Source organism: Caballeronia ptereochthonis (assembly GCF_001545075.1).
In the GTDB taxonomy this organism is placed as follows: Bacteria; Pseudomonadota; Gammaproteobacteria; order Burkholderiales; family Burkholderiaceae; genus Caballeronia; species Caballeronia ptereochthonis.
The window spans coordinates 334,734-356,227 of sequence record NZ_FCOB02000001.1 but is presented as its reverse complement, the minus strand read 5'-3'; the positions used below and the strand labels follow the sequence as shown (position 1 = coordinate 356,227).

Annotated in this window: 18 protein-coding genes and 5 tRNA genes; 15 read left to right on the top strand and 8 right to left on the bottom strand. The window is 65.3% G+C overall.

From position 1 onward, the window contains the following. Positions 1–169: 169 nt before the first annotated feature. Positions 170–1,330, bottom strand: coding sequence for an elongation factor P maturation arginine rhamnosyltransferase EarP (gene earP / locus AWB83_RS01640; protein WP_087042496.1), 1,161 nt, complete (start codon positions 1,328–1,330; stop codon positions 170–172). A gap of 143 nt (positions 1,331–1,473) precedes the next feature. Here earP and uvrC point away from each other — a divergent pair, with 143 nt between their 5' ends. From uvrC to AWB83_RS01605, 7 genes are all read left to right on the top strand, one after another. Further along, a complete protein-coding gene (gene uvrC / locus AWB83_RS01635) occupies positions 1,474–3,633 on the top strand; it encodes an excinuclease ABC subunit UvrC (protein ID WP_087042495.1) in 2,160 nt (719 codons plus the stop codon). A 117-nt stretch (positions 3,634–3,750) separates the two neighbouring features. Then, positions 3,751–4,347 carry a CDP-diacylglycerol--glycerol-3-phosphate 3-phosphatidyltransferase gene (pgsA, locus tag AWB83_RS01630; protein WP_087042494.1) on the top strand — a complete coding sequence of 199 codons (597 nt, stop codon included), beginning with the start codon at positions 3,751–3,753 and terminating at the stop codon, positions 4,345–4,347. A 184-nt stretch (positions 4,348–4,531) separates the two neighbouring features. Then, positions 4,532–4,607, top strand: a tRNA-Gly gene (locus tag AWB83_RS01625). Positions 4,608–4,688: 81 nt separating this feature from the next. Then, positions 4,689–4,764, top strand: a tRNA-Gly gene (locus tag AWB83_RS01620). Positions 4,765–4,845: 81 nt separating this feature from the next. Next, a tRNA-Gly gene (locus AWB83_RS01615) sits at positions 4,846–4,921 on the top strand. A 76-nt stretch (positions 4,922–4,997) separates the two neighbouring features. Continuing rightward, positions 4,998–5,071, top strand: a tRNA-Cys gene (locus AWB83_RS01610). Between the two features lie 114 nt (positions 5,072–5,185). Next, positions 5,186–5,680 (top strand): GNAT family N-acetyltransferase, encoded by a 495-nt coding sequence (locus tag AWB83_RS01605; RefSeq protein WP_087042493.1) that lies wholly within the window; start codon positions 5,186–5,188, stop codon positions 5,678–5,680. Here the strand turns inward: AWB83_RS01605 and AWB83_RS01600 are convergent. Next, complete coding sequence (locus tag AWB83_RS01600) at positions 5,675–6,550, bottom strand: cytochrome c oxidase assembly protein (RefSeq protein WP_087042492.1); 876 nt, start codon at positions 6,548–6,550, stop codon at positions 5,675–5,677. The genes AWB83_RS01605 and AWB83_RS01600 overlap by 6 nt on opposite strands. 2 nt (positions 6,551–6,552) lie before the next feature. Beyond that, the gene (locus tag AWB83_RS01595; RefSeq protein ID WP_087042491.1) at positions 6,553–7,197 is read right to left on the bottom strand and encodes an SCO family protein; all 645 of its coding nucleotides are present in this window, start codon (positions 7,195–7,197) and stop codon (positions 6,553–6,555) included. Between the two features lie 313 nt (positions 7,198–7,510). Between AWB83_RS01595 and otsB the strand changes: the two genes are divergently transcribed. Together otsB and otsA are read left to right on the top strand one after the other, a co-directional pair. Then, on the top strand, positions 7,511–8,263 hold the full coding sequence (otsB, locus tag AWB83_RS01585) for a trehalose-phosphatase (RefSeq protein WP_087042489.1): 753 nt from the start codon (positions 7,511–7,513) through the stop codon (positions 8,261–8,263). Beyond that, positions 8,260–9,642, top strand: coding sequence for an alpha,alpha-trehalose-phosphate synthase (UDP-forming) (gene otsA / locus AWB83_RS01580; protein ID WP_087042488.1), 1,383 nt, complete (start codon positions 8,260–8,262; stop codon positions 9,640–9,642). The genes otsB and otsA overlap by 4 nt, the downstream gene beginning before the upstream one ends. Positions 9,643–9,709: 67 nt before the next feature. Here otsA and AWB83_RS01575 read toward each other — a convergent pair whose 3' ends face one another. Further along, on the bottom strand, positions 9,710–11,533 hold the full coding sequence (locus AWB83_RS01575; protein WP_087042487.1) for an ABC transporter ATP-binding protein: 1,824 nt from the start codon (positions 11,531–11,533) through the stop codon (positions 9,710–9,712). A 914-nt stretch (positions 11,534–12,447) separates the two neighbouring features. On the opposite strand from AWB83_RS01575, the gene AWB83_RS01565 reads away from it, so the two are divergent. The 3 genes from AWB83_RS01565 (at position 12,448) to AWB83_RS01555 (ending at position 15,112) form a co-directional block, all read left to right on the top strand. Continuing rightward, on the top strand, positions 12,448–13,512 hold the full coding sequence (locus AWB83_RS01565; protein ID WP_087042485.1) for a glycosyltransferase family 4 protein: 1,065 nt from the start codon (positions 12,448–12,450) through the stop codon (positions 13,510–13,512). A gap of 217 nt (positions 13,513–13,729) precedes the next feature. Next, positions 13,730–14,560: a hypothetical protein gene (locus AWB83_RS01560; RefSeq protein ID WP_087042484.1), complete on the top strand. Its 831-nt coding sequence runs from the start codon at positions 13,730–13,732 to the stop codon at positions 14,558–14,560. A gap of 78 nt (positions 14,561–14,638) precedes the next feature. Beyond that, positions 14,639–15,112: a DUF2214 family protein gene (locus tag AWB83_RS01555; RefSeq protein ID WP_208636687.1), complete on the top strand. Its 474-nt coding sequence runs from the start codon at positions 14,639–14,641 to the stop codon at positions 15,110–15,112. Positions 15,113–15,219: 107 nt separating this feature from the next. Here the strand turns inward: AWB83_RS01555 and AWB83_RS01550 are convergent. The 4 genes from AWB83_RS01550 to AWB83_RS01535 all read right to left on the bottom strand — a co-directional run bounded on the left by AWB83_RS01550 (position 15,220) and on the right by AWB83_RS01535 (position 17,423). Then, positions 15,220–15,294: transfer RNA gene (locus AWB83_RS01550), tRNA-Val, on the bottom strand. Positions 15,295–15,363: 69 nt separating this feature from the next. Further along, positions 15,364–16,101: a DNA polymerase III subunit epsilon gene (gene dnaQ / locus AWB83_RS01545; protein WP_087042483.1), complete on the bottom strand. Its 738-nt coding sequence runs from the start codon at positions 16,099–16,101 to the stop codon at positions 15,364–15,366. A gap of 27 nt (positions 16,102–16,128) precedes the next feature. Then, positions 16,129–16,590 carry a ribonuclease HI gene (gene rnhA, locus AWB83_RS01540; RefSeq protein WP_087042482.1) on the bottom strand — a complete coding sequence of 154 codons (462 nt, stop codon included), beginning with the start codon at positions 16,588–16,590 and terminating at the stop codon, positions 16,129–16,131. Further along, positions 16,590–17,423 (bottom strand): class I SAM-dependent methyltransferase, encoded by an 834-nt coding sequence (locus AWB83_RS01535; RefSeq protein ID WP_087042481.1) that lies wholly within the window; start codon positions 17,421–17,423, stop codon positions 16,590–16,592. Before AWB83_RS01535 ends, rnhA begins: the two co-directional genes overlap by 1 nt. Before the next feature lie 18 nt (positions 17,424–17,441). On the opposite strand from AWB83_RS01535, the gene gloB reads away from it, so the two are divergent. The 3 genes from gloB to AWB83_RS01520 all read left to right on the top strand — a co-directional run bounded on the left by gloB (position 17,442) and on the right by AWB83_RS01520 (position 21,473). Next, entirely contained in the window at positions 17,442–18,284 is an 843-nt protein-coding gene (gene gloB, locus AWB83_RS01530) for a hydroxyacylglutathione hydrolase (RefSeq protein ID WP_087042480.1), read from the top strand. Positions 18,285–18,446: 162 nt separating this feature from the next. After that, complete coding sequence (locus AWB83_RS01525) at positions 18,447–20,102, top strand: transglycosylase SLT domain-containing protein (protein WP_087042479.1); 1,656 nt, start codon at positions 18,447–18,449, stop codon at positions 20,100–20,102. 114 nt (positions 20,103–20,216) lie between these two features. Next, positions 20,217–21,473, top strand: a complete 1,257-nt coding sequence (locus AWB83_RS01520; RefSeq protein ID WP_087042478.1) for an MFS transporter — start codon at positions 20,217–20,219, stop codon at positions 21,471–21,473. Positions 21,474–21,494: the final 21 nt, after the last annotated feature.

Below are 21,494 nucleotides of genomic sequence, written 5' to 3'. Positions count from 1 at the left end.
CTGCCTCGATTTCCAGTGCCGCCCGCCATGCGAGAGTTCTTGCTAACGAGGGGATCTGCCTTCTGGCGAATTTGCGGCGCGCCGGATTCCGCCGCGACCTACCTCCTCGGATAACCGCTTATTTTAGCTGAGTTTTTGCTTATTTGGCCAGTCGGTCGGCGCCGGCGAATCATCGACGGGCGATGCGCGCGGCGACGTGCGCGGCGAGGTTGCCCGCCAGATCGCCGATGCTGGCCAGTTCTTCGGCCCAGCGCGCCGCACGCGCTTGCAGCGCGGTCCGGTGGCGCCAGAAATCCGCCCAGTCCGGCACGCCCGCGCCGTTCCATGCATGCCAGAAGCGCGTGATTGCCTCGCGCGCGGACGGCGAGAGTTCGCGCGTGTAATGCGCGAGCGCGGCGTTGAGTTTAGGCACGTGGGCATCGTCGGCCTGGGGATAGATGTGCCAGACGAAGGGCTTCCTCGCCCATTGAGCGCGCACGAAGGAATCTTCGCCGCGCACGAAATTGATGTCGGCGGCCCATAGCAACTCGTCGAAACGCGGCTGCTCGACGAAGCCGAGCGCGTGGGCTTGCAAGGCGCCCACGCGCGCCGACATGCCGGCCGCGAACGTCGGCGAGCCGAAGAAGCGCGCGAGCGCGCCCGAGATGCGTCCTTCCGGAACGAGCAGCACGACCGGCGCGTCGCCGTCGCGCCATTGCCTGAGCAGGGCGTCGACGGCAGGGTTTTCGTAGGCGAAGAGCGACACGACCGTTTGCCCGTCGTCCGGCCGCTCGACGCCGACGCGCTCGCGCCACCACGACGCCGCGTCGAAGCGCTCGCGGCGCGCGTCGAGATCGCGCTCCTTCAGCACGCCGCCGGTGCCCGCGCCGAGCCCCGGAAAGAAGAAGCTCTTGTCGAGCGGATAGCGCGGGTGCGGCGACGGCCGCATGTGAAAATCGGCGACCCAGTCCTCGCCGCTCAGATACTCGAGATTGATCCACACGGGTTGGGGATCGCGGCGCGCCATCGCGGCGATGTACGCATGCGGCAGCTCGCAGGCGAACGCTTCGATCACGACGTCCGCGAGCTCCAGCGTATCGCCCGCGTGCGCGGGTTCGCGCCAGTGCTCGATCACGACGCCCATCGCCTCCTGCCGCGCAAGCGTCGCGTCGATCTCGGGACAGAGCGCGTGAAATACCTTCAGATCGTCGACGAGAAGGCGCACGCGCCAGCCGTGCTCGGCGCGCAGCTGCCGCGCGAGGCGCCAGCAGACGCCGATGTCGCCGAAGTTGTCGATGACCGCGCAGAAGATGTCGCAGGCGAGTTCCGGGGCGGCGGGATGCGTGGACATGGGGAGGTTGGCGCGCGGCGTAATGTTCTAAACTGGCGATTCTAAGATACCGTCCGCGGCTTTGGCGCCCGCGCGCGCATCCCCACGAACGCCTGGCGCCGCGCCTGCCGCGCACACCCGAGACACCTCGCGACCTTCGCTGCATGACTGATTCCGCCGCACACGAACCCGCTCAAGATCCAGATTCCGCGGATTTCGACCCGAAAAAGACGCTCGCGCAACTGCCGCATCTGCCCGGCGTGTACCGCTACTACGACGGCGACGGCAACGTGCTCTACGTCGGCAAGGCGCGCAATCTGAAGAAACGCGTATCGAGCTACTTCACGAAGACGCTGCATTCGCCGCGCATCGCGATGATGGTCACGCGCATCCGCAAGATCGAGACCACCGTCACGCGCTCGGAGGCCGAAGCGCTGCTGCTCGAAAACAATCTGATCAAGGCGCTCACCCCGCGCTACAACATTCTCTTTCGTGACGACAAGTCGTATCCGTATCTGAAGCTGACGGGTCACAAGTTCCCGCGCATGGCGTATTACCGCGGCGCGGTCGACAAGAAGAACCAGTACTTCGGCCCATTCCCGAGCGCATGGGCGGTGCGCGAAAGCATCCAGATCCTGCAGCGCGTGTTCCAACTGCGCACCTGCGAGGACTCGGTGTTCAACAACCGCACGCGGCCGTGTCTCCTGCATCAGATCGGCCGCTGCACGGCGCCATGCACGGGCCTCATCAGCGAGGAGGATTACGCGCGCGACGTGTCGAACGCGTCGCGCTTCCTGCTCGGCCGTCAGGGCGAAGTGATGAAGGATCTGGAGCAGAAGATGCACGCGTTCGCCGCCGAGCTGAAGTTCGAGCAGGCCGCGGCAGTGCGCAATCAGATGAGTTCGCTCTCGACTGTGCTGCATCAGCAGGCGATCGAAGTCGGCGGCGAGAGCGATGTGGATATCCTCGCGGTCGTCGCGCTCGGCGGCAAGGTGTGCGTGAACCTCGCGATGGTGCGCGGCGGACGGCATCTCGGCGACAAGGCTTATTTCCCGGCGCACGTAGAAAGCGCGATGGCGCTCGGGGATGAAGACGATCTGCCCGAAGTCGCCGATGTCGAAGACGCGCAGGCGGACGCCGCCGCCGTGCCGCCGGCGGAGGTCGAGGCAATCGTGCAGGCGGCGGAGCAGGACGCGCGTGCGGTCGGGTCTGCCGCGCAGACGAACATCGAGCCCGGGCAAGCCGAACCGGAGGCCGAGCCGGGATCCCGCGAGGGTGTGCTCGAATCCGAAGTGCTCGAGGCATTCATGGCGCAGCATTACATCGGCAATCGCGTGCCGCCGGTGCTCGTCGTGAGTCATGCGCCGTCGAGCCGCCAGCTCGTCGATCTGCTGATCGAGCAGGCCGGGCACAAGGTCACGCTGCTGCGCCAGCCGCAAGGCCAGAAGCGCGTGTGGCTCTCTATGGCCGAGCAGAACGCGAAGCTCGCGCTCGCGCGGCTGCTGTCGGAGCAGGGCTCGCAGCAGGCGCGCACGCGCTCGCTCGCGGAAACCCTCGGCATGGAGATGGACGACCTCGCGCAGCTGCGCATCGAATGCTTCGACATCAGCCATACGATGGGCGAGGCGACGCAGGCGTCGTGCGTCGTGTATCACCATCACAAGATGCAGTCGGGCGAATACCGGCGCTACAACATCACCGGCATCACGCCCGGCGACGACTACGCGGCGATGCGGCAGGTGCTCACGCGCCGCTACGAGAAGATGGTGGAGCAGGCCGCGGCGAACGCGAACGACGAAGCCACGACCCTGCAGCCCGACGATGCCGCCGACCCCAACGTCACGCCCGATGCCGCCGAACCCGTGGCCGCGGGCGGCACGCTGCCAAACATCGTGCTGATCGACGGCGGCAAGGGGCAGGTCGAGGTCGCGCGGCAAGTATTCTCCGAGCTCGGGCTCGATCACGGCATGCTGGTGGGCGTCGCGAAGGGGGAAGGGCGCAAGGTCGGGCTCGAAACGCTCGTCTTCGCCGACGGGCGGCCGGCGCTCGAGCTCGGCAAGGAAAGCGCGGCGCTGATGCTCGTCGCGCAGATTCGCGACGAGGCGCATCGCTTCGCCATCACCGGCATGCGCGCGAAGCGGGCGAAGGCGCGCCAGACGTCGCGGCTGGAGGAGCTGGAAGGCGTCGGCGCGAAACGGCGTCAGCGTCTGCTCTCGCGCTTCGGCGGCTTGCGCGGCGTGCAGGCGGCGAGCGTCGAGGATCTGGCGAGCGTCGAGGGTATATCGCTTGCGCTTGCGCAGCAGATTTATCGTCAGTTGCATTGAGATTGAGCCGGGAAAGCCCGCCACGCGGCGCGCCGCGTCGGGCCGCCGCCTTGTGAGCGCCGGGTCGACGCGGCACAATGGCGGCTCCCTTACATGTCCCTCACTCGTTGATCGCCCATGCCGTTCAATCTACCGATCTTCCTGACGTGGCTGCGAATCGTGCTGATTCCGCTCGTGGTGGGCGTGTTCTATCTGCCGGACATGATGCTGAGCCCGGAGCATCGCAACCTGCTCGGCATGATCATCTTCGTGCTTGCCGCGCTCACCGACTGGTTCGACGGCTTTCTCGCGCGCAAGCTCAATCAGACCTCCTCGTTCGGGGCGTTCCTCGATCCCGTCGCCGACAAGCTGATGGTCACCGCCGCGCTGCTCGTGCTCGTGCAGCTGGGGCGGCTGAATGCGGTGATCGCGCTCGTGATCGTCGGGCGCGAGATCACGATTTCGGCGCTGCGCGAGTGGATGGCGCAGATCGGCGCATCGAAGAGCGTCGCGGTGAATCAGCTCGGGAAGTTCAAGACCGTGTGCCAGATGGTCGCCATTCCGATGCTGTTGTTCTATGGCCCGCTGAAGATCTTCGGCACGCAATGGGTGATCGACACGCGCGTCTGGGGCTTGTGGCTCATCGATGTTGCGGCGTTCCTCACCGTCTGGTCGATGCTCTACTACATGAAGCTCGCGTGGCCGCAGATTCGCGAGCGCGGCGGCATGCTTTGAGCGGTCGAACGGCACGCGGGGCGAGGAACGGAGCACGAGCGGGCCCATCGCGAAAAATTGCGTTGAACCGGAAAAATCCTCTCACAAAACAGTTGACAGGTCTCTTTAGCTTCTACATAATCTCGTTTCTCTGATGCACGGCGCGGCGCAACAAGCGCAGCAGCAGAAGAACGCAGCAGCAAATGCGGGAGTAGCTCAGTTGGTAGAGCGCAACCTTGCCAAGGTTGAGGTCGCGAGTTCGAGACTCGTCTCCCGCTCCAGATTCGGAAGTTTTCGATGTCCCCAGCGCTGATTCAGCGAGCGCACATCGAAAGCAAGCAGTAGCAGCGTTGCAGGATATTGCGGGAGTAGCTCAGTTGGTAGAGCGCAACCTTGCCAAGGTTGAGGTCGCGAGTTCGAGACTCGTCTCCCGCTCCAGATTCGGAAGTTTTCGATGTCCCCAGCGCTGATTCAGCGAGCGCACATCGAAAGCAAGCAGTAGCAGCGTTGCAGGATATTGCGGGAGTAGCTCAGTTGGTAGAGCGCAACCTTGCCAAGGTTGAGGTCGCGAGTTCGAGACTCGTCTCCCGCTCCAGTCAAAGGGGAAGCCAAGCTTCCCTTTTTGTTTGGTGAGCCAGCCGGCGTGATGACCGGCAGCCGGAATCGCTTACGGCGCGGTAGCAAAGCGGTTATGCAGCGGCCTGCAAAGCCGTTTAGACCGGTTCGACTCCGGTCCGCGCCTCCACTCGAAAGCCCTGATTCGTCAGGGCTTTTTCTTTTTCTGGCGTCGGTATGCTACGGATTTTCGCGTGCCTTCGCCGCGCGGCATAATCTCCGTACCACCCTGCATCCGATTCCCATGACCGATCGACTCTCCCAACTCGAATGGCGCTGGAAGCCCTTCGACGAGCTCACGACCGCCGAGGTCTACGACATGCTCTCGGCGCGCAGCGCCGTCTTCGTGGTCGAGCAGAACTGCGTTTATGGCGACATCGACGGGCTCGATATCGACGCGTGGCATCTCTTCGCGTATGGCGAAGGCGAGAAGCGTCCCGCGCTCGCGGGCTACCTGCGCGTGCTGCTGCCGGGCTATCCGGACGAGAGCGAGAAGGATGTGCGCATCGGCCGCGTGCTGACGACCGCGAACTTCCGCGGCCTCAAGCTCGGCAACGCGATGCTCGAGCGCGCGCTCGGGCAGATCCTCACGCAATGGCCCGATCAGCCGATCAGCCTGCACGCGCAGGCGCATCTGCAGGGCTTCTACGGCGCGTTCGGTTTCGTGCCGTCGTCGGGCGTGCATGACGAGGACGGCATTCCTCACGTGTGGATGCGCCGTCCCGGCTTCGACTCATGACGCGCTCGCCTTCGCGCCCGTGACCGGCGCGCCCGCGCCGCGTCCACGCTCCTTCCTCAGGCGCGATCTCGCCGACAGCCGCAGCCAGTGACGCAGCGCGATGAGCGCGCCGATCACGCTCATCATCGATCCCGGAATCCACAGCAACAGGCCGCCGATCTGCTGATCGCGCATCGGCGTGATCCAGGTGAACGCGCGGCCGCAGATCGAGTAGATCGGGTAAAGCTCGTGCGGCGTGAAGAAGATGTACGCGCCGAGGATGATCTGCGGCGGAATCGCCGCGATCACGACGAGAATCCGCCTGCCGGGCGCGAGCCGCGCGGGCGGCGCAGGGCGTGAGTCGAGCACGAGCCACCAGAAGAGCAGGCCGTCGATCACCATGCTCCAGTTCATGACGCGATAGAGCCGGTAATCGAGCATCGCCTTGAAGTGGATCGGCGAGAGCAGCCAGAAATAGATCAGCCCGACGAACAGCACGACCGCGATCACCGGGTTGAAGACGATGTCGAAGATCGTGCGCGCGATCCTCGTCTGCGCGGCCGGGCGCAGCCAGCGCTGCCGCCACGCGAACGGCACGCCCGCCCGCAATGCCGGGCCCGGATACGACAGCGCGATCAGGAACGGCCCCAAATGATGCAGCACGAGATGCTGCAGCCGGTGCATGAAGAACTCGTGCTCGAAGAAGTAATCGAGCCGCGTATGCAGCGCGACATAGAGCGCGGACAGCCCGACCCAGAACGCGATGCGCCGCGACATCGACACGCGCGCATGCCGCGCGCCGCGCGCGAAGAGAATGGCGGCGACGAGCACGGCGATCACGACCGTCGGCGACGGCTCCCACGGATCGAGCCAGTAAAGCAGCGTGCTCATCGTCAGGCGTCCTTCGCGTGGATCACGCGCTTCAGATCGGTCGCGATGGCGTCGACGGAATCGTGATCGGTGGCGAGCAGGCGCGCGTGACCGTCGGCGTCGAAGATGTAGACGGCGGAGCTATGCGTCACTTCGTATGCGCCGTCCGGATCGCGCTTCTCCATCTGATACGCGACCCGATATCGCTGCGCGACCGATTCGATCGCGCGGTCCGTGCCCGTCAGGCCGACGGCGTGCCTGTCGTCGAAGACGCGCACGTAGGAGTGCAGCAGCGCGGGCGTGTCGCGCGCGGGATCGACGGAAATGAACACGATGCGCGCCTTGTCCGCGTCCGGTCCCACGCGCTGGAGCACCTGCATGAGCCGCGCCATCGTTTCCGGACAGACATCCGGGCAATGCGTGTAGCCGAAGTAGACGAGCGTGGTCCGGCCCTCGAAGGATCGTCCGCTGACGCGCGCGCCGCTGTCGTCGACGAGCGAGAAGTCCAGATCGGGCAGATGGCCGGACACGTCGGTCAGGTGCCAGGGCTCGGCGGGCTTCGAGCACGCGGCAAGCGCGCAGAGCGAAACGAGCGGGAGCAGGGCGGCGCATCGGGACCGTCGGGGATTGAACCGCGAGACTACGGAGAGGAGGAACGAAGCGTGCATCAGAAAGTTCGATTGCCGCGGCGCGCGCGGCCTGGTCGTCGACAGCGAGTCGTCTCGAAAGCATCTCAAAATACACGCCTTTGGCGATTCAGTAGGCGCATCATCACGCTATTGCGGCGGGTTCGAGACGATTTGCCGCACCGGCGCACCTGATCGTGAGCGCGCCGAAAGGCGATTCGATAGCCGCGTAAGCCGCGCGCCTTTCGGGTTCGAAAGGCCTCGCGCGGTAAGATGCGCAATCTTCGTGCGCGACAGCAGCGCTCGTGCGGCGCCGCACACGCGACATCAAGGGCAAACCACAGGCCAACGATCGATGCAAATTCTTCCCGATTCCCTGTCTCTTGCCGAGACCGCCTTTTTCTTCGATTTCGACGGCACGCTCGTCGAGCTTGCCTCCACCCCGGACGGCATTTTCGTGCCGCGCTCGGTACCCGATATCCTCGCGGCCCTCAGGCGCGCGACCAACGGCGCGGTTGCCGTCGTATCGGGCCGCGGCATCGACAATATCGACTCGTTCCTGCAGATGCCCGATCTCCCCGTCGCGGGCATGCATGGCGCGGAACGCCGCGACGCCAACGGCGACGTGCAGCGCATCGGCTTCAACGACGAGCGGCTGCTGCGCATGGAGCACGCGCTGGAGAAGGTCGTCAGCGCGAATGCGGGCATGCTGCTGGAGATCAAGGGCGCGGCGCTCGCGCTGCACTACCGCAACGCGCCCGAGCGCGAGCCGGCCGCGCGCGCGGCCACCGGGCGGCTCGTGCAGGAATATGCCGATGCGTACGTGCTGCAGCCTGGCAAGATGGTCTACGAGATCAAGCCCAAGGACGTCGACAAGGGACGCGCGGTGCGCGCGTACATGGCCGAGCCGCCGTTCGTGGGCCGCAAGCCCGTGTTCATCGGCGACGATCTCACCGACGAGAAAGGCTTCGCCGTCGTCAACGAATTCGACGGACTCTCGGTGAAGGTCGGCCCGGGCGAGACGGTGGCGCGCGCGCGCATCGAATCGGTCGAACTGCTGCTCGACTGGCTGCAGGTGATCTCGGGCACGGCAGGGAAGCACGCGTGAGCCGGCTCATCATCGTTTCGAACCGCGTCGCGCCGATTTCCGAAGGCGGACCCGCGGCGGGCGGCCTCGCGGTCGGCGTGTACGACGCGCTCAAGGAAACCGGCGGCATGTGGTTCGGCTGGAGCGGGGACGTGCTCGCAGCGCCGCCCGACGGAATCAAGCTGGAAGAGCACGGGCCGGTGACCTTCGCGACCATCGGCCTCGTGCGGCGCGACTACGACCAGTACTACCGCGGCTTTTCGAACGCGACGCTCTGGCCCGCATTCCACTATCGCCCGGACCTGATCGAGTTCGATCGCCACGAATACGACGGCTATTGCCGCGTGAACCGGTGGCTGGCCGCGCAGCTCGCGCCGCTGCTCAGACCCGACGACATGATCTGGGTGCACGACTATCACCTGATCCCGTTCGCGCAGGCGCTGCGCGCGCAGGGCGTTCGCAATCGCATCGGTTTCTTTCTACACATACCGTTTCCCGCATCGCAGATTCTGTTGAGCGTGCCGCGCCATCGCGAGCTCATGGAAGCGCTGTGCGCATTCGATCTGCTCGGCTTTCAGACCGAGCCCGATCTGCGCGCCTTCTGCGAATACATCGAGACGGAGGCGGGCGGCACGCTCGGTCGCGATGGCGCGAAGCCGGTCGAGGTCCGCGCCTTCGGCCAGACGCTGCGCGCCGCCGCGTATCCGATCGGCATATATCCCGACGAAATCGCCGCGCTCGCGAAGGATGGCGAGGACGGGCGCGACGTGCAGATCGTCAAGGCGACGCTGCACGAACGCAAGCTCGTGATGAGCGTCGATCGTCTGGACTATTCGAAGGGTCTCGTCGAGCGTTTTCGAGCGTTCGAGCGGCTGATCGAGCATGATTCGCATCAGCGCAACAACGTGTCCTTCCTGCAGATCGCGCCGCCGACGCGCAGCGACGTCGACGCTTATCGCGACATCCGTCTGCAGCTCGAAGCCGAATCGGGCCGCATCAATGGACGCTACGCCGAGCTCGACTGGACGCCGATCCGCTATATCCATCGGCAATACGAGCGGCCCGTCCTCGCGGCGCTGTTCCGCGAGGCGCACGTGGGTCTCGTCACGCCGCTGCGCGACGGCATGAATCTCGTGGCGAAGGAATACGTGTCGGCGCAGGATCCCGACGATCCCGGCGTGCTCGTGCTGTCGCAGTTCGCGGGCGCGGCGCGCGAGCTGACGGCCGCGCTGATCGTCAATCCGCTCGATATCGACGGCATGGCCGATGCGCTCGCCACGGCGCTCGGGATGCCGCTGGCGGAGCGCAAGGCGCGCTACGAGGAGATGTACGCCCAATTGCGCGAGAACAACGTGTCGGTGTGGCGCGACAACTTCATGCGGGATCTGAAGGCGGCCTGACCGCCGCTGCGGGCGTGAAAAAGCCGCGTTCCTTTCGGACATGCGGCTTTTTCGTTGTTTCGACGCCTCAGGCCGGCTGCTTGTGCGGCGTCGCGACGATCGAAGGCAGCTTGCCGTGCTGCTTCGCGAGCAGTTCGCGATAGAGTCCCGGACGCTCGCGCAATTCCTGCGGCGAGCCGTCGTCGATGACCTTGCCCGCGCTCATCACGATGATGCGGTCGAAGTTCTGCAGCGTCGACAGGCGGTGCGCGATGGCGATCACGGTGCGGCCGACCATCAGCCGGTCGAGCGCCTGCTGGATGGCTTCTTCCGATGCGCTGTCGAGCGCGGACGTGGCTTCGTCGAGCAGGAGGATCGGCGCGTTCTTCAGGATCGCGCGCGCGATCGCGATGCGCTGGCGCTGGCCGCCGGAAAGCTTCACGCCGCGGTCGCCGACGATCGTGTCGAAACCTTCCGGCATCGCTTCGATGAAGTCCGTGCAGCGCGCCTCGCGCGCGGCGGCGAGCACTTCCTCGCGGCTCGCGTCCGGGCGGCCGTAGGCGATGTTTTCGAACACGGTGCGATGGAACAGCGAAATATCCTGCGGCACCAGCGCGATCGCGTGACGCAGGCTGTCCTGCGTGATCGAGTTGATGTCCTGGCCGTCGATCTTGATGCTGCCTTTCTGCGTTTCGTAGAAGCGCTGCAGGAGCGCGAGCACGGTGGACTTGCCCGCGCCCGACTTGCCGATCAGGCCCACGCGCTGGCCCGGCTCGATGTGCAGATGGAAGTTGTCGAGAATCGGGCGGCGGCGCGGATACGCGAACGTGACGCCGTCGAAATCGACGCGCCCGCCTTGCGGCACGAGTTCGGTCGCGTCCGATCGGTCGGGCATGCCGTGCGGCTCCAGAAGCGTCTGCACGGCTTCCGCGAGACGCGCGACGTGCTGCGTCACATCGACGAGCGCGACGGCGAGATCACGCGTGCCGTGCAGGATCGTGAAGCCGAGCGAGCTGACGAGCACGATGTCGCCCGAGGTCGCGCGACCCTGCGACCACAGCCACAACGCCCAGCCGAGCAAGCCGGCCGAAAGGATCGCCGTGACGACCGCGTGGAACAGGCGCAGCTTTTCGAGGTAGAGCAGGCTCTGCTGGCGCGCGACCATTTCCGCTTTCACGGTCGAGCCGAAGCGCTTCTGCTCGCGAAAGGTCATGCCGAACGCGCGCACGAGCGCCATGTTGCCGATCACGTCGACGAGTTCGCCGTCGACCGACGCCGCTTTCGACGCGAAATTGTGGTGCCGTGCCGAGCCGCGCTTGGCGAGCCGGTAGAGGATCAGCGCCAAGACCAGGGACGCGCACATCAGGCCGGCGGCCATCAGCGGATTGACGGAGACGATCATCACGATCGCGCCCAGCACCGCGATGCACGGCGGCAGGACGTTCCACGCCATCACGTTTTCGGCGGTGTAGATCGCGTTGGAGGTCGCCGTGATCCGGCTCGCGAGCATGCCGGGCTGCTTCTCGGAGAAGTAGGTCGGCGAGTGGCCGGAAAGATAGGAGAAAAGATCCTTGCGCAGGTCGCCGGTGACGATCACGAACACGTGCGCGCCGACCCAGCCGCCGACCCGCCACAGCAGGTTGTCGGCGGCGATCAGCCCGACGAGGATCATGAAGGCGCCCCAGAGCGGGCCGGGGTGTCCGCGGCCCTGTCCGAGCACGTCGATCAGATGTTTGATCGCATATTGCGAGGCGAGGGCGCAGCCGACCGCCGCGAACACGCTGAAGAGCACGATGGCATGCGCAACGGGATGCCGGCGGATGAAGCGCATCAGGAACGCGAGCGGGCGATGCGCGTAGCTCGCGAGCTTCGCGTTGTACGCGTTACGCTGGGAGACGGTGAGTTGGTCCAATGGTCTTTTTTGGTCGTAGAGCAGTTGAGCGCGTTGCGCCTTAGGGCAGTGCCATCGGCGGATCGCCGCCGGCATGCGTTACGCCGACCGATCCGGCGCGACGACGTCAAACGAGCGACGCTGCGCCGTCTCCATCACTGAATTGTAGCCAGTATCGCGGAGGGGCAAGGCGTCTTCGGGCATATGATGCTCGGCGCATGTGGCCATCCGAACATCGCCACGGCATACAGCGAGCTGCGGCGTACCGCTTGCGAGTCCGTCGACGAGCCCGTTCGAAGGCATCGTCGCCGCCGGGCGCACGGCTCACGGCATGGGCGCGCATTGTAAGCACATTGCGCAACTTTTTGCGCCTGAAGTGCGTGCTGAGGCAAGCGCAGAATCCATGCAGCAACGTGAGAAAAGCACGCGCCGCGCCAGACATCGGGGCGGGGCGCCGTGAAGCCGGCCAATCCGGGCGCCTGGCCGCCCCGAGGTGCGTGCTGTCGCCCGGGCATCGGCGGAACCCGTGCTCCAATGTAGAACAACCTTAATAAACAGGGGTTTGCAAAGTGTATCCCCCTTGTAACAAGGTAAATAAGTTGAAATGACTGCCAGCGCGTCCCTGTAAAAAGCTCCATAATCCGCTCGGGTTTGTCCCTAGGTCGTCGACAGGTTTCTGCAAGTTCCAGTCAACCGCCTTGGCGGACGTGCGTTAATTGCTGGCGCGCGACATTTTTTTGATATGGAATCGCACTTGCTTTGTCCGATCGTCTGCGCGGAACCCTGTGATCAGCGACCACGCTTTTTTACTCGAGCATCAGCCCTTGCGCCGCGGCCAGAGCGCCGCGGAAGGCTCTCGCCCGAGCCGAGCGATTCGCTCTCCAACGTCAACACGACAGTAGTCTTTGCCTGATTTTTTCTAGGAGTTTCACGACATGCGAATCGCTCAAATCGCGCCCCTCCACGAGGCTGTACCGCCGAAGCTGTATGGCGGCACGGAACGCGTGGTGTCTTACCTGACCGAGGCGCTCGTTGATGCAGGACACGACGTCACGCTCTTCGCGAGCGGTGATTCGCAGACGTCCGCAAAGCTCGAAGCATTCTGGCCGCAGGCGCTGCGCCTCGACCCGACCATCCGCGACACGATGGCGCCGCACATGCTGCTGCTCGAGGAAGTCCGCCGCCGCGCCGACGAGTTCGACGTGCTGCACTTCCACATCGACTACTACCCGTTCTCGCTGTTCGCGCGCCAGCCGGTGCCGTTCCTGACGACCATGCACGGCCGTCTCGACCTGCCCGAACTGCAGCCGATCTTCAGCACGTTCAACGACGTGCCGGTCATCTCGATTTCGGACAACCAGCGCCAGCCGCTGCCGCAAGCGAACTGGCTGTCGACGGTCTATCACGGCCTGCCGGAAAACCTGCTCAAGCCGATCCCGAACGTGAAGCCGGGCTATCTGGCGTTCCTCGGCCGCATCTCGCCGGAAAAGCGCGTCGACCGCGCGATCCGCATCGCGCAGGCCGCCGGCATGAAGATCAAGATCGCCGCGAAACTCGACAAGGCCGACCGCGCGTACTATGAAGAAGAGATCAAGCCGCTCTTCGCGCTGCCGCACGTCGAGTACATCGGCGAAATCAGCGAGGCCGAGAAGACCGAATTCCTCGGCAACGCGCACGCGCTGCTGTTCCCGATCGACTGGCCGGAGCCCTTTGGTCTGGTGATGATCGAAGCGATGGCCTGCGGCACGCCGGTGATCGCGTTCAACCGCGGCTCGGTGCCGGAAGTGATCGAGAACGGCGTGTCGGGCTTCGTCGTCGAAGACGAGCTCAGCGCGATCGCCGCGGTGAAGCGTCTCGACACGCTGCCGCGCGAGAAGGTCCGCGCCGCGTTCGAAAAGCGCTTCTCGTCGAAGGTGATGGCTGCGAACTACGTCACCGTGTACGAAGAACTGCTGCGCCAGAAGCGTCGCACGGTGCTGCGCGAAGTCAACGCGAGCTGAGCAAGTCTTGCCGCCGAGCGCGGCATCGGCTGCAAACAACGCCCCGCGCGCCTCAAGGCGCGCGGGGCGTTGTCGTAATAGCACATTCGGGCATGCCTTTGGAGCGTCAGACCGCGCTACGGTTGTGAAACCTCTGACGACATCCGTAATCTCCCTATAATGACCGGGCTTCGCAACGAGCGGAGCGGCATGCATCGTACGTGGACAGGAGTTTCTTTTGGCGAGACCCAAGCAAACCAGCGCGAGTCCGGCACCGGGCGCCGGCACCGTGTTCGCATTGCGGGCCATCGGACTGGTGCTTGCGGCGCGGTGGGCGTTCTCGATGTCGCAGATGGGCTATCTGTCCTCGCTGCGCGCGATGACTTCGTCGCCGTGGGCGTGCCTGAACGTCGTGCTGATCTTCCTGCTCGTCGTGCTGCCGGGCGCGAGGGCGCGCGTGGAGCGTCCGCTCCATCCGTTGCCGCAATGGCTGCGGCAGGCGCTGCGCCTTCTGGCGCTGGTCACCTTCGGTTTCGCCCTGTTCTCCGTCGGCGCGTTCGTCTGGAGCGCCGGCTGGCGGCGCTTCGTGCATTCCCTTGCCGAGACCAACGGCTGGCTCGTGGTCGGGCCGGCGCTCTACGCGGTCGTCATGTGGGTTTGCCGGCCGCGTGCGCTCTGGCGCACCAATATCGCGGCGCGGCGCTTCGCGATCGGACGCTATGCAATCTCGCTCGATCCCGTCACCCGCACGGCGGTGGTGTGGGCCGAGAGTCGCAAGCTCGGCCAGTACGATGCGCGCGAGCTGTCGGTGAAATGGCCGGAGCCGCCGGCGAGCACCACGCCATCGACGACGATCCTCGCGCCGGCGACCGAGCCCGCCGCTGCTTCCGTCCGCGCGAGCGGCGAAGCCCGGCGCAGCGTGTTTGCGCGTCGCCCGAAAGTCGAGCTCCTGTGGGATTCGCCCGCCGCCGCGGGCCACAATCGCACTACGGTGTTTCGCGCACCGCTTTCGAGCGACAGCGACCGCAACGCGGCGCGCGCGCTCGATGCGACGCTGCGCCAGATCTGACGCGCCCGCTGCTTTCAACCGAGGGCGTCGAGCCCGACTTTGCCGTTCACGTCTTTCTTGTCGTTCCGGGAGGAAAGGATGCTGATACGTTGGTTGCTGGCCGCGCTTCATCTTCTCGCTTTCGGTTTCGCGCTCGGCTCCGTGCTGGCGCGTGCGCGCGCGTTGCGCCGCCTGGATGCCGCGCAGTCGATCCAGGCGAACGAGCTGCGCCTGCGCGACGTGTTCCGCTCGGACGCGGTGTGGGGCATCACCGCGATCGTGCTGATCGTGACGGGCGTGATGCGCGCGTTCGGCGGGTTCGAGAAGGGCGGCGCCTACTATCTGCATGAGCCGCTGTTCCATCTGAAGATGACGGCGCTGGTCGCGATCCTGTTGATCGAGGTGTCCCCGATGCTCGCGCTGATCCGCTGGCGCGTCGCGCTCGCGCAGGGCGGGGCGATCGATCTCACGCGCGCGCGGCGTTTCGCGTGGATGAGCGACCTCGAAGCCGGACTCGTGATGGTGATGGCGATCGCGGCAAGCGGGATGGCGCGAGGGGTGTGGGCTTCGTAGTTTTCTTCGTGCCTTGCCATTCTGGCGCCGGAAAATGAAAAAGGCCCGGGTCGTGAGACCCGGGCCTTTTGATCTTCGGTGTCTTGGCGTTACCAGCACCAGAATCCTGGTGGGTAGTACTGGGATCGAACCAGTGACCCCTGCCGTGTGAAGGCAGTGCTCTACCGCTGAGCTAACCACCCGAAGAGAAACGAGATTATGTCAGGCGTTTCGCGTTTCGTAAAGGGCTTCTTTAAGCAAATTCGAAAAAATTACGCAGCGACGGCATCGCCCTCGGCAGGCGCCGGCTCCGTGCGCCACACGCTCGCGCCTTTCATCGCCTTGTCGAGCTCGTTGAGCACCGCGTCGTGCGCCGACAGCTCGTCCGCGCTGGCTGAGATCACCAGCAGGTCGAGATCGTCGAAGGCGATGCGCGGCGCGGCCGCCGCGCCTTCGACGGGCTGATCGCCCAACATGTCGATGACCAGGCTTTCCTGGCCGCGCGTCATCGCGAGATAGACCTCCGCGAGCAGCTCCGAGTCGAGCAGCGCGCCGTGCAGCGTGCGATGCGCGTTGCTGATGCCGAAGCGGTCGCACAGCGCGTCAAGCGAATTGCGCTTGCCGGGGAACATCTGCTTGGCCTGCGCGAGCGAGTCGATCACGCCGGCGCACAGCTCCGACACTTTCGGCATGCCGAGCAGCGCGAACTCCATGTCGAGGAAGCCGACGTCGAAGGACGCGTTATGGATGATCAGCTCCGCATCCGTGATGAAGTCGCGCAGTTGCGCGGCAATCTCCGCGAACTTGGGCTTGTCGCTCAGGAATTCGGTGGTGAGGCCGTGCACCGCCAGCGCGCCGGGATCGCTGTCGCGCTCCGGGTTCACGTAGATGTGCAGGTTGTTGCCGGTGAGCCGGCGGTTGATCAGCTCGACGCAGCCGATTTCGATGATCCGGTCGCCCGTCTTGGCGTTCAGGCCGGTGGTTTCCGTGTCCAGTATCAGTTGGCGCATGTCATGTCTGTCGTCGGGTTTTGCAATTCAACTATCGGCGAGCGAGGTCACGCCGCGATTGGCGAGCGCGTCGGCGCGTTCGTTTTCGGGGTGGCCGGCATGGCCCTTGACCCAGCGCCATTCGATCTGGTGGCGCGATACGAGATCGTCGAGCCGCTTCCAGAGGTCGGCGTTCTTGACGGGCGTCTTCGCGGCCGTCATCCAGTTCTTCTTCTTCCAGCCGTGAATCCATTCGCTGATGCCTTTCTGCACGTATTGCGAATCGGTGTGGATCACGGCGTGGCACGGCCGTTTCAGGGCCTCGAGCGCGGAAATCACCGCCATCAGTTCCATGCGGTTGTTCGTGGTCGCGGCTTCCCCGCCGAACAGCTCCTTTTCCAGCGAGCCGAAACGGAGCAGGGCGCCCCAGCCGCCGGGGCCGGGATTGCCTTTGCAGGCGCCGTCCGTGTAGATGTCGATTATCTTGTTCGATGCGGATTCTTGAGTCATCAATGCTCGTTGCGAGTCTCGTTGCGCGTGTGCGGAGCGGCGACCGGCGCGAGGCCGGGCGCGAGCGCGGTTTTTTTCAGCTTGCGCGGACCGATGAGGCGCATGCCGCGCACGCGCTTCACCGCGGTGATCATGTACGCCGCGCCGAAGATGGGCCACCAGCGGTCGCCGGCGGCTTCCATGAATCGGTAGCGTTGCAGCCATTTTTCCGTGACGAGCGGCGGACGATAGCAGCCGAAGCGCCCGCGTTCAAGATCGAAGCCGAGCAGCTTGATCCAGTCCTTGATGCGCGTGAACGCGATCATCTCATGCGCCGACGGCACGAACGGCCGTCCCGCCACCTTGCCGAGCGATTGCCGCGCGCCCCACAGGCTCAGCGAATTGAAGCCGAGGATGATCAGCTGGCCCTCGGGCACCAGCACGCGCTCGGCTTCGCGCAGAAGGCGGTGCGGGTCGGGCGAGAATTCCAGCGTGTGCGGCAGCACGAGCAGATCGACGCTCTGCGCTTCGAACGGCAGGTCGAGCAGGTCGCACCACACGGTGCTGCGGCCGTCCGGCGCGCTCGCGGCGGGCAGCGCGCTCACGCCCGGCGTGGTCGCGCGCGGCGGCGTGTAGGGCGCGCTCGATGCGCTTTCCGCGTCGAGCACGAGCGCGCGGCCGGTCATGCGGTTCTCCCGCAACGCGTCGAGCTGCGGCATGCCGAGCTGAAGCGCGTGGTAGCCGAAGATGTCGGACACCACGTGATCGAGCTGCGCCTGCTCCCAGTCGAGCACGTAGCGTCCGGGCGCTGAGCTCGTCCAGGTGGGCCAGTCTATAATCGCTCGGTCAGACATGTTCGGGTTGCCGCATAGATGATCGCCATGGATTCGCTTACCAAGAATTCGCCTGCTCGGGATGCGCTCGAATACGTGCCGGTTCCGGCGTTCGAGGACAACTACATCTGGCTCGTATCGGACTCGCGCGATGCGGTCGTGATCGACCCGGGCGACGCCGCGCCAGTCGAAGCCTACCTCGCCAGGCGCGGTTGGCGGCTGACCGCTATTTTACTCACGCACCATCATCAGGACCATGTCGGCGGCGTGAAAGCGCTGCTCGATAGCCGAAAGGCAGAGGGCGGGATTCCCGTCTACGGCCCTGCCGGCGAGCGGATCGAGCATCTGACCGAGCGCCTCTCGGGCGGCGATACGGTGCGCATCGAACACCCGGCGATGGAACTCTCGGTGATCGACGTGCCTGGCCATACGGCCGGCCATATCGCGTACTTTCAGGCGGCCGACCAGCAGGGCACGCCGCATCTCTTCTGCGGCGATACGCTGTTTGCGAGCGGCTGCGGGCGTCTCTTCGAAGGCACGGCGCAGCAGATGCTCAGTTCGCTCGACGCGCTCGCGGCGCTGCCCGAGAATACGCAGGTTCACTGCGCGCACGAATACACGCTCTCGAACATCCGTTTCGCGCGGGCATGCGAGCCGGACAACGACGCGCTCATGCGCTGGAACGACGACGCGCAGGCGCTGCGCGCCGCCGGCAAGCCGACCTTGCCGACAAGCATCGGCCACGAGAAAGCGGTGAATCCGTTCCTGCGCGCGCATGTCCCGGCGATCCAGGCGGTGCTTTCTTCGCAGTTCGGCACGCCGGTTTCGGACCGGCTGGAAGCGTTCCGAATGATGCGAGGTTGGAAGGATAAGTTCCGCTGACCCGAGCCTTTTTGTGGTCAACTTAATCCGAAACGTTGGAAACGCTGTTAGATGACGGATTTTGCAGGGGTTTTGCGTGCATTCTTATTGACGTCTTAAGTGCGGTTCCGTACCATCGGCTGCAAATTTCCAAGCATTATCTTTTGGAAGCCGAGACGTTCCATGCGACTAATTCTTAGCGCGCTGTCCGTCCTGATGCTCGCCGCTTGTGCGAGCCAAGGGCCGACAGCGTCCGATCCTCTTTCAGCTTCAGCTACTTCCACCGCCTCGCAGCAAAAGCAGCAACAGGTCGCCGACACGATTCGCCGCACTGCAGCAGCCAAGGAAACCATCGACGTCGACAAGACGCCCGTCACTTCGCTGGCGGGTTCGGCCGATCTCTGGAGCCGCATTCGCGGTGGCTTCCAGATTCCGGATCTGCAAAGCGATCTCGTCGACATGCAGGTCAACTGGTATGCGCAGCGCCCGGATTACGTCGAGCGCATGACGACGCGTTCGCAGAAGTACCTGTATCACATCGTCGAGGAGCTGGAGCAGCGCCACATGCCGACGGAACTGGCGCTCCTGCCGTTCATCGAGTCGGCGTTCAACCCGCAGGCGCTGTCCGTGGCGAAGGCCGCGGGCATGTGGCAGTTCGTGCCGGGCACCGGCCGCGACTACAACCTCAAGCAGAACATGTGGCAGGACGAGCGCCGCGACGTGCTCGCGTCCACGAGCGCCGCGCTCGACTATCTCTCGCGCCTGCACGACATGTTCGGCGACTGGCATCTCGCGCTCGCCGCATACAACTGGGGCGAGGGCAACGTGCAGCGCGCGATCGCGCGCAACGAAGCGGCGGGCCTGCCGACCGACTACGAAAGCCTGCGCATGCCCAACGAGACGCGCAACTACGTGCCGAAGCTGCAGGCGGTGAAGAACATCGTCAGCAATCCGCAGATGTACGGGCTCACGCTGCCGGACATTCCGAACCACCCGTATTTCGTGACGGTCACGACCGCGCGCGACATCGACGTGACGATGGCCGCGAAGCTCGCCGGCATGAGCGTGGAGGAGTTCCGCTCGCTCAACCCCTCGTTCTCGAAACCGGTGATTCTCGGCGCGACCAATCCGCAGATCCTGCTGCCGTTCGACAATGCGGCTTCGTTCCAGCGCAATCTGTCGTCGTACACGGGCGCGCTCTCGTCCTGGACCACCTATACCGTGACCGAGCGCGCGCGCCCGGCGGCGATCGCGGAGAAGATCGGCGTCGACGCGGACACGCTGATGTCCGTCAACCGCATCCCCGCGGGCATGCGCCTGAAGCCCGGCTCGACGATCGTCGTGCCGCGCACGGATGACGACGACGAAGACATCAGCGCGGACGTCGCCGAAAACGCGATGCTCGCCGTCGAGCGAGACGTGCCCGATACGCGCAGGCTGGTGATCCGCGTGCGCCGCAAGCAAGCGATCACGACGCTGGCGGACCGTTATAACGTTTCGGCGGCGCAGGTGCGCGCCTGGAACCGCACGCGCGGCGACCTGGTCATGCCGGGACAGGTGGTCGTCCTGCATGTGCCGTACGGTCGTCCGGTGCCCGCCGAGCCGGGTCCGGTGCGCGTGGAGACGGTGGCGGCGTCGAGCCGTTCGTCGGGCGGCGTGTCGAAGATCGGCACGCGCGTGCCGGAGACGAAGTCGTCGCGCGGCGGCAAGGCGCCCGCACGTGCGCCGGCAAAAGTGACGAAGGTGTCGGCGTCGACGGCGTCGCACGCCACCAGGCCCGCCGCCGCGACGAAGACCGCGAAGCCGGCCGCCAGCACGAAGAGCGGCAAGAAGAAGTAAGGCAAGGGCGTTCGCCGAAACGCTATCCCACGCCGTCACCAAGGTGACGGCGTTTTCATTTGGCGGCCCCGTTACACTGGCATTCCAGAAGAATCGAAGAATCGCCCGTCTCGCATGCCGTCCTCCGTTCGTCTCCGCGTCTTTTTCCTGTTCGCCGCCGGTTACTTCGTCTCGTACGTGTTTCGCGGCGTCAACCTCGGCTTCGCGCCGCTCATCACGCACGACCTCGGCTTGTCCGCGGCCGATCTCGGCCTTCTGACCTCGCTCTATTTCATCGGCTTTGCCGTCGCGCAGATCCCCGTGGGCGTGTTGCTCGATCACTTCGGCCCGCGTCGCGTCACCGCTGGCATGCTTGTGTTCGCGGCAGCGGGCATCTGGATCTTCGGCGCCGCGCGCGGGCTCGGCGGGCTGATGATCGGGCGGCTTCTGATCGGCGCCGGCGTGTCGGTGTGCCTGAGCGCGGCCTTCAAGGCGTCGGCGCAGCATTTTGCGCTCGCGCGCCTGCCGCTCGTGAACGGATTCACGATGGCCGTCGGCGGCCTGGGCGGCGTCGCGGTCGGATCGCCGCTCGCGTCGCTCTTGCATGTCGCGACCTGGCGACAGGTGTGCGTCGGGCTGGGCGTGTTCACGCTCGCGGTCGCGGCGGCGATCGTCCTCCTTGCGCCGCGCAAGGCCGAAACCGATGCCCACCATCGCGCGGACGTCATCACGCAGTTCAAGGGCACTTGGCACATTCTAAAGAGCGGCGTGTTCTGGAAGATCGCCTCGTTCTCGGTCGTCACGCAGGGTGTCTTTTTTGCGATGCAGTCGCTCTGGATTCGCCCCTATTTGCTCGACGCGATGGGCCTCGCGCCCGCGCACGCCGCCGCGCTCGTCTCGGTGCTCGGGTTCGCGATGATGTCCGGTTGCATCGGTTTCGGCGCGGCGGCGCGCGGCATGGAGCGGCGCGGCGTCTCGGTGTACGCGTTCTGCGGAGCGGGCATGGCGCTGTTCGTCGCCACACAGGTGCTGATGGTGCTGCGCGTGCCGCTGCCGCCGTCCGTGCTGCTCGCGGCCTACGGCATCTTCGGCGGCACGGGCATTCTGAGCTATGCGGTCGCCGCGGAATACTTTCCGCCCCACAAGATCGGACGCGCGCACACCACGCTGACGCTCGTGATCTTCCTGTTGATCTTCGGTTTCCAGGTCGGCGTCGGCGCGATGCTCTCGCTGTGGCCGTCCGAGGGCGGCCGCTACCCGGTGACGGCGCATCTGACGGTGTGGATCACGCTCATCGCGCTGCAGGTGGCGAGCGCGGCCTGGTATTTCTTGCCGAGCCGCGCGCTCCACAAGCGCGAACGCGATCATGAAGCGGAGCGCGTCGCCTCCTGAACCCAGGGGCGCAACGCGCAA

What these genes read in the sequence shown, in the direction of transcription:
- earP (WP_087042496.1), bottom strand. Translation starts at nt 1,330, where the DNA reads ATGTCCACGCATCCCGCCGCCCCGGAACTCGCCTGCGACATCTTCTGC.
- uvrC (WP_087042495.1), top strand. Translation starts at nt 1,474, where the DNA reads ATGACTGATTCCGCCGCACACGAACCCGCTCAAGATCCAGATTCCGCG.
- pgsA (WP_087042494.1), top strand. Translation starts at nt 3,751, where the DNA reads ATGCCGTTCAATCTACCGATCTTCCTGACGTGGCTGCGAATCGTGCTG.
- AWB83_RS01605 (WP_087042493.1), top strand. Translation starts at nt 5,186, where the DNA reads ATGACCGATCGACTCTCCCAACTCGAATGGCGCTGGAAGCCCTTCGAC.
- AWB83_RS01600 (WP_087042492.1), bottom strand. Translation starts at nt 6,550, where the DNA reads ATGAGCACGCTGCTTTACTGGCTCGATCCGTGGGAGCCGTCGCCGACG.
- AWB83_RS01595 (WP_087042491.1), bottom strand. Translation starts at nt 7,197, where the DNA reads ATGCACGCTTCGTTCCTCCTCTCCGTAGTCTCGCGGTTCAATCCCCGA.
- otsB (WP_087042489.1), top strand. Translation starts at nt 7,511, where the DNA reads ATGCAAATTCTTCCCGATTCCCTGTCTCTTGCCGAGACCGCCTTTTTC.
- AWB83_RS01565 (WP_087042485.1), top strand. Translation starts at nt 12,448, where the DNA reads ATGCGAATCGCTCAAATCGCGCCCCTCCACGAGGCTGTACCGCCGAAG.
- AWB83_RS01555 (WP_208636687.1), top strand. Translation starts at nt 14,639, where the DNA reads ATGCTGATACGTTGGTTGCTGGCCGCGCTTCATCTTCTCGCTTTCGGT.
- dnaQ (WP_087042483.1), bottom strand. Translation starts at nt 16,101, where the DNA reads ATGCGCCAACTGATACTGGACACGGAAACCACCGGCCTGAACGCCAAG.
- rnhA (WP_087042482.1), bottom strand. Translation starts at nt 16,590, where the DNA reads ATGACTCAAGAATCCGCATCGAACAAGATAATCGACATCTACACGGAC.
- AWB83_RS01535 (WP_087042481.1), bottom strand. Translation starts at nt 17,423, where the DNA reads ATGTCTGACCGAGCGATTATAGACTGGCCCACCTGGACGAGCTCAGCG.
- gloB (WP_087042480.1), top strand. Translation starts at nt 17,442, where the DNA reads ATGATCGCCATGGATTCGCTTACCAAGAATTCGCCTGCTCGGGATGCG.
- AWB83_RS01525 (WP_087042479.1), top strand. Translation starts at nt 18,447, where the DNA reads ATGCGACTAATTCTTAGCGCGCTGTCCGTCCTGATGCTCGCCGCTTGT.
- AWB83_RS01520 (WP_087042478.1), top strand. Translation starts at nt 20,217, where the DNA reads ATGCCGTCCTCCGTTCGTCTCCGCGTCTTTTTCCTGTTCGCCGCCGGT.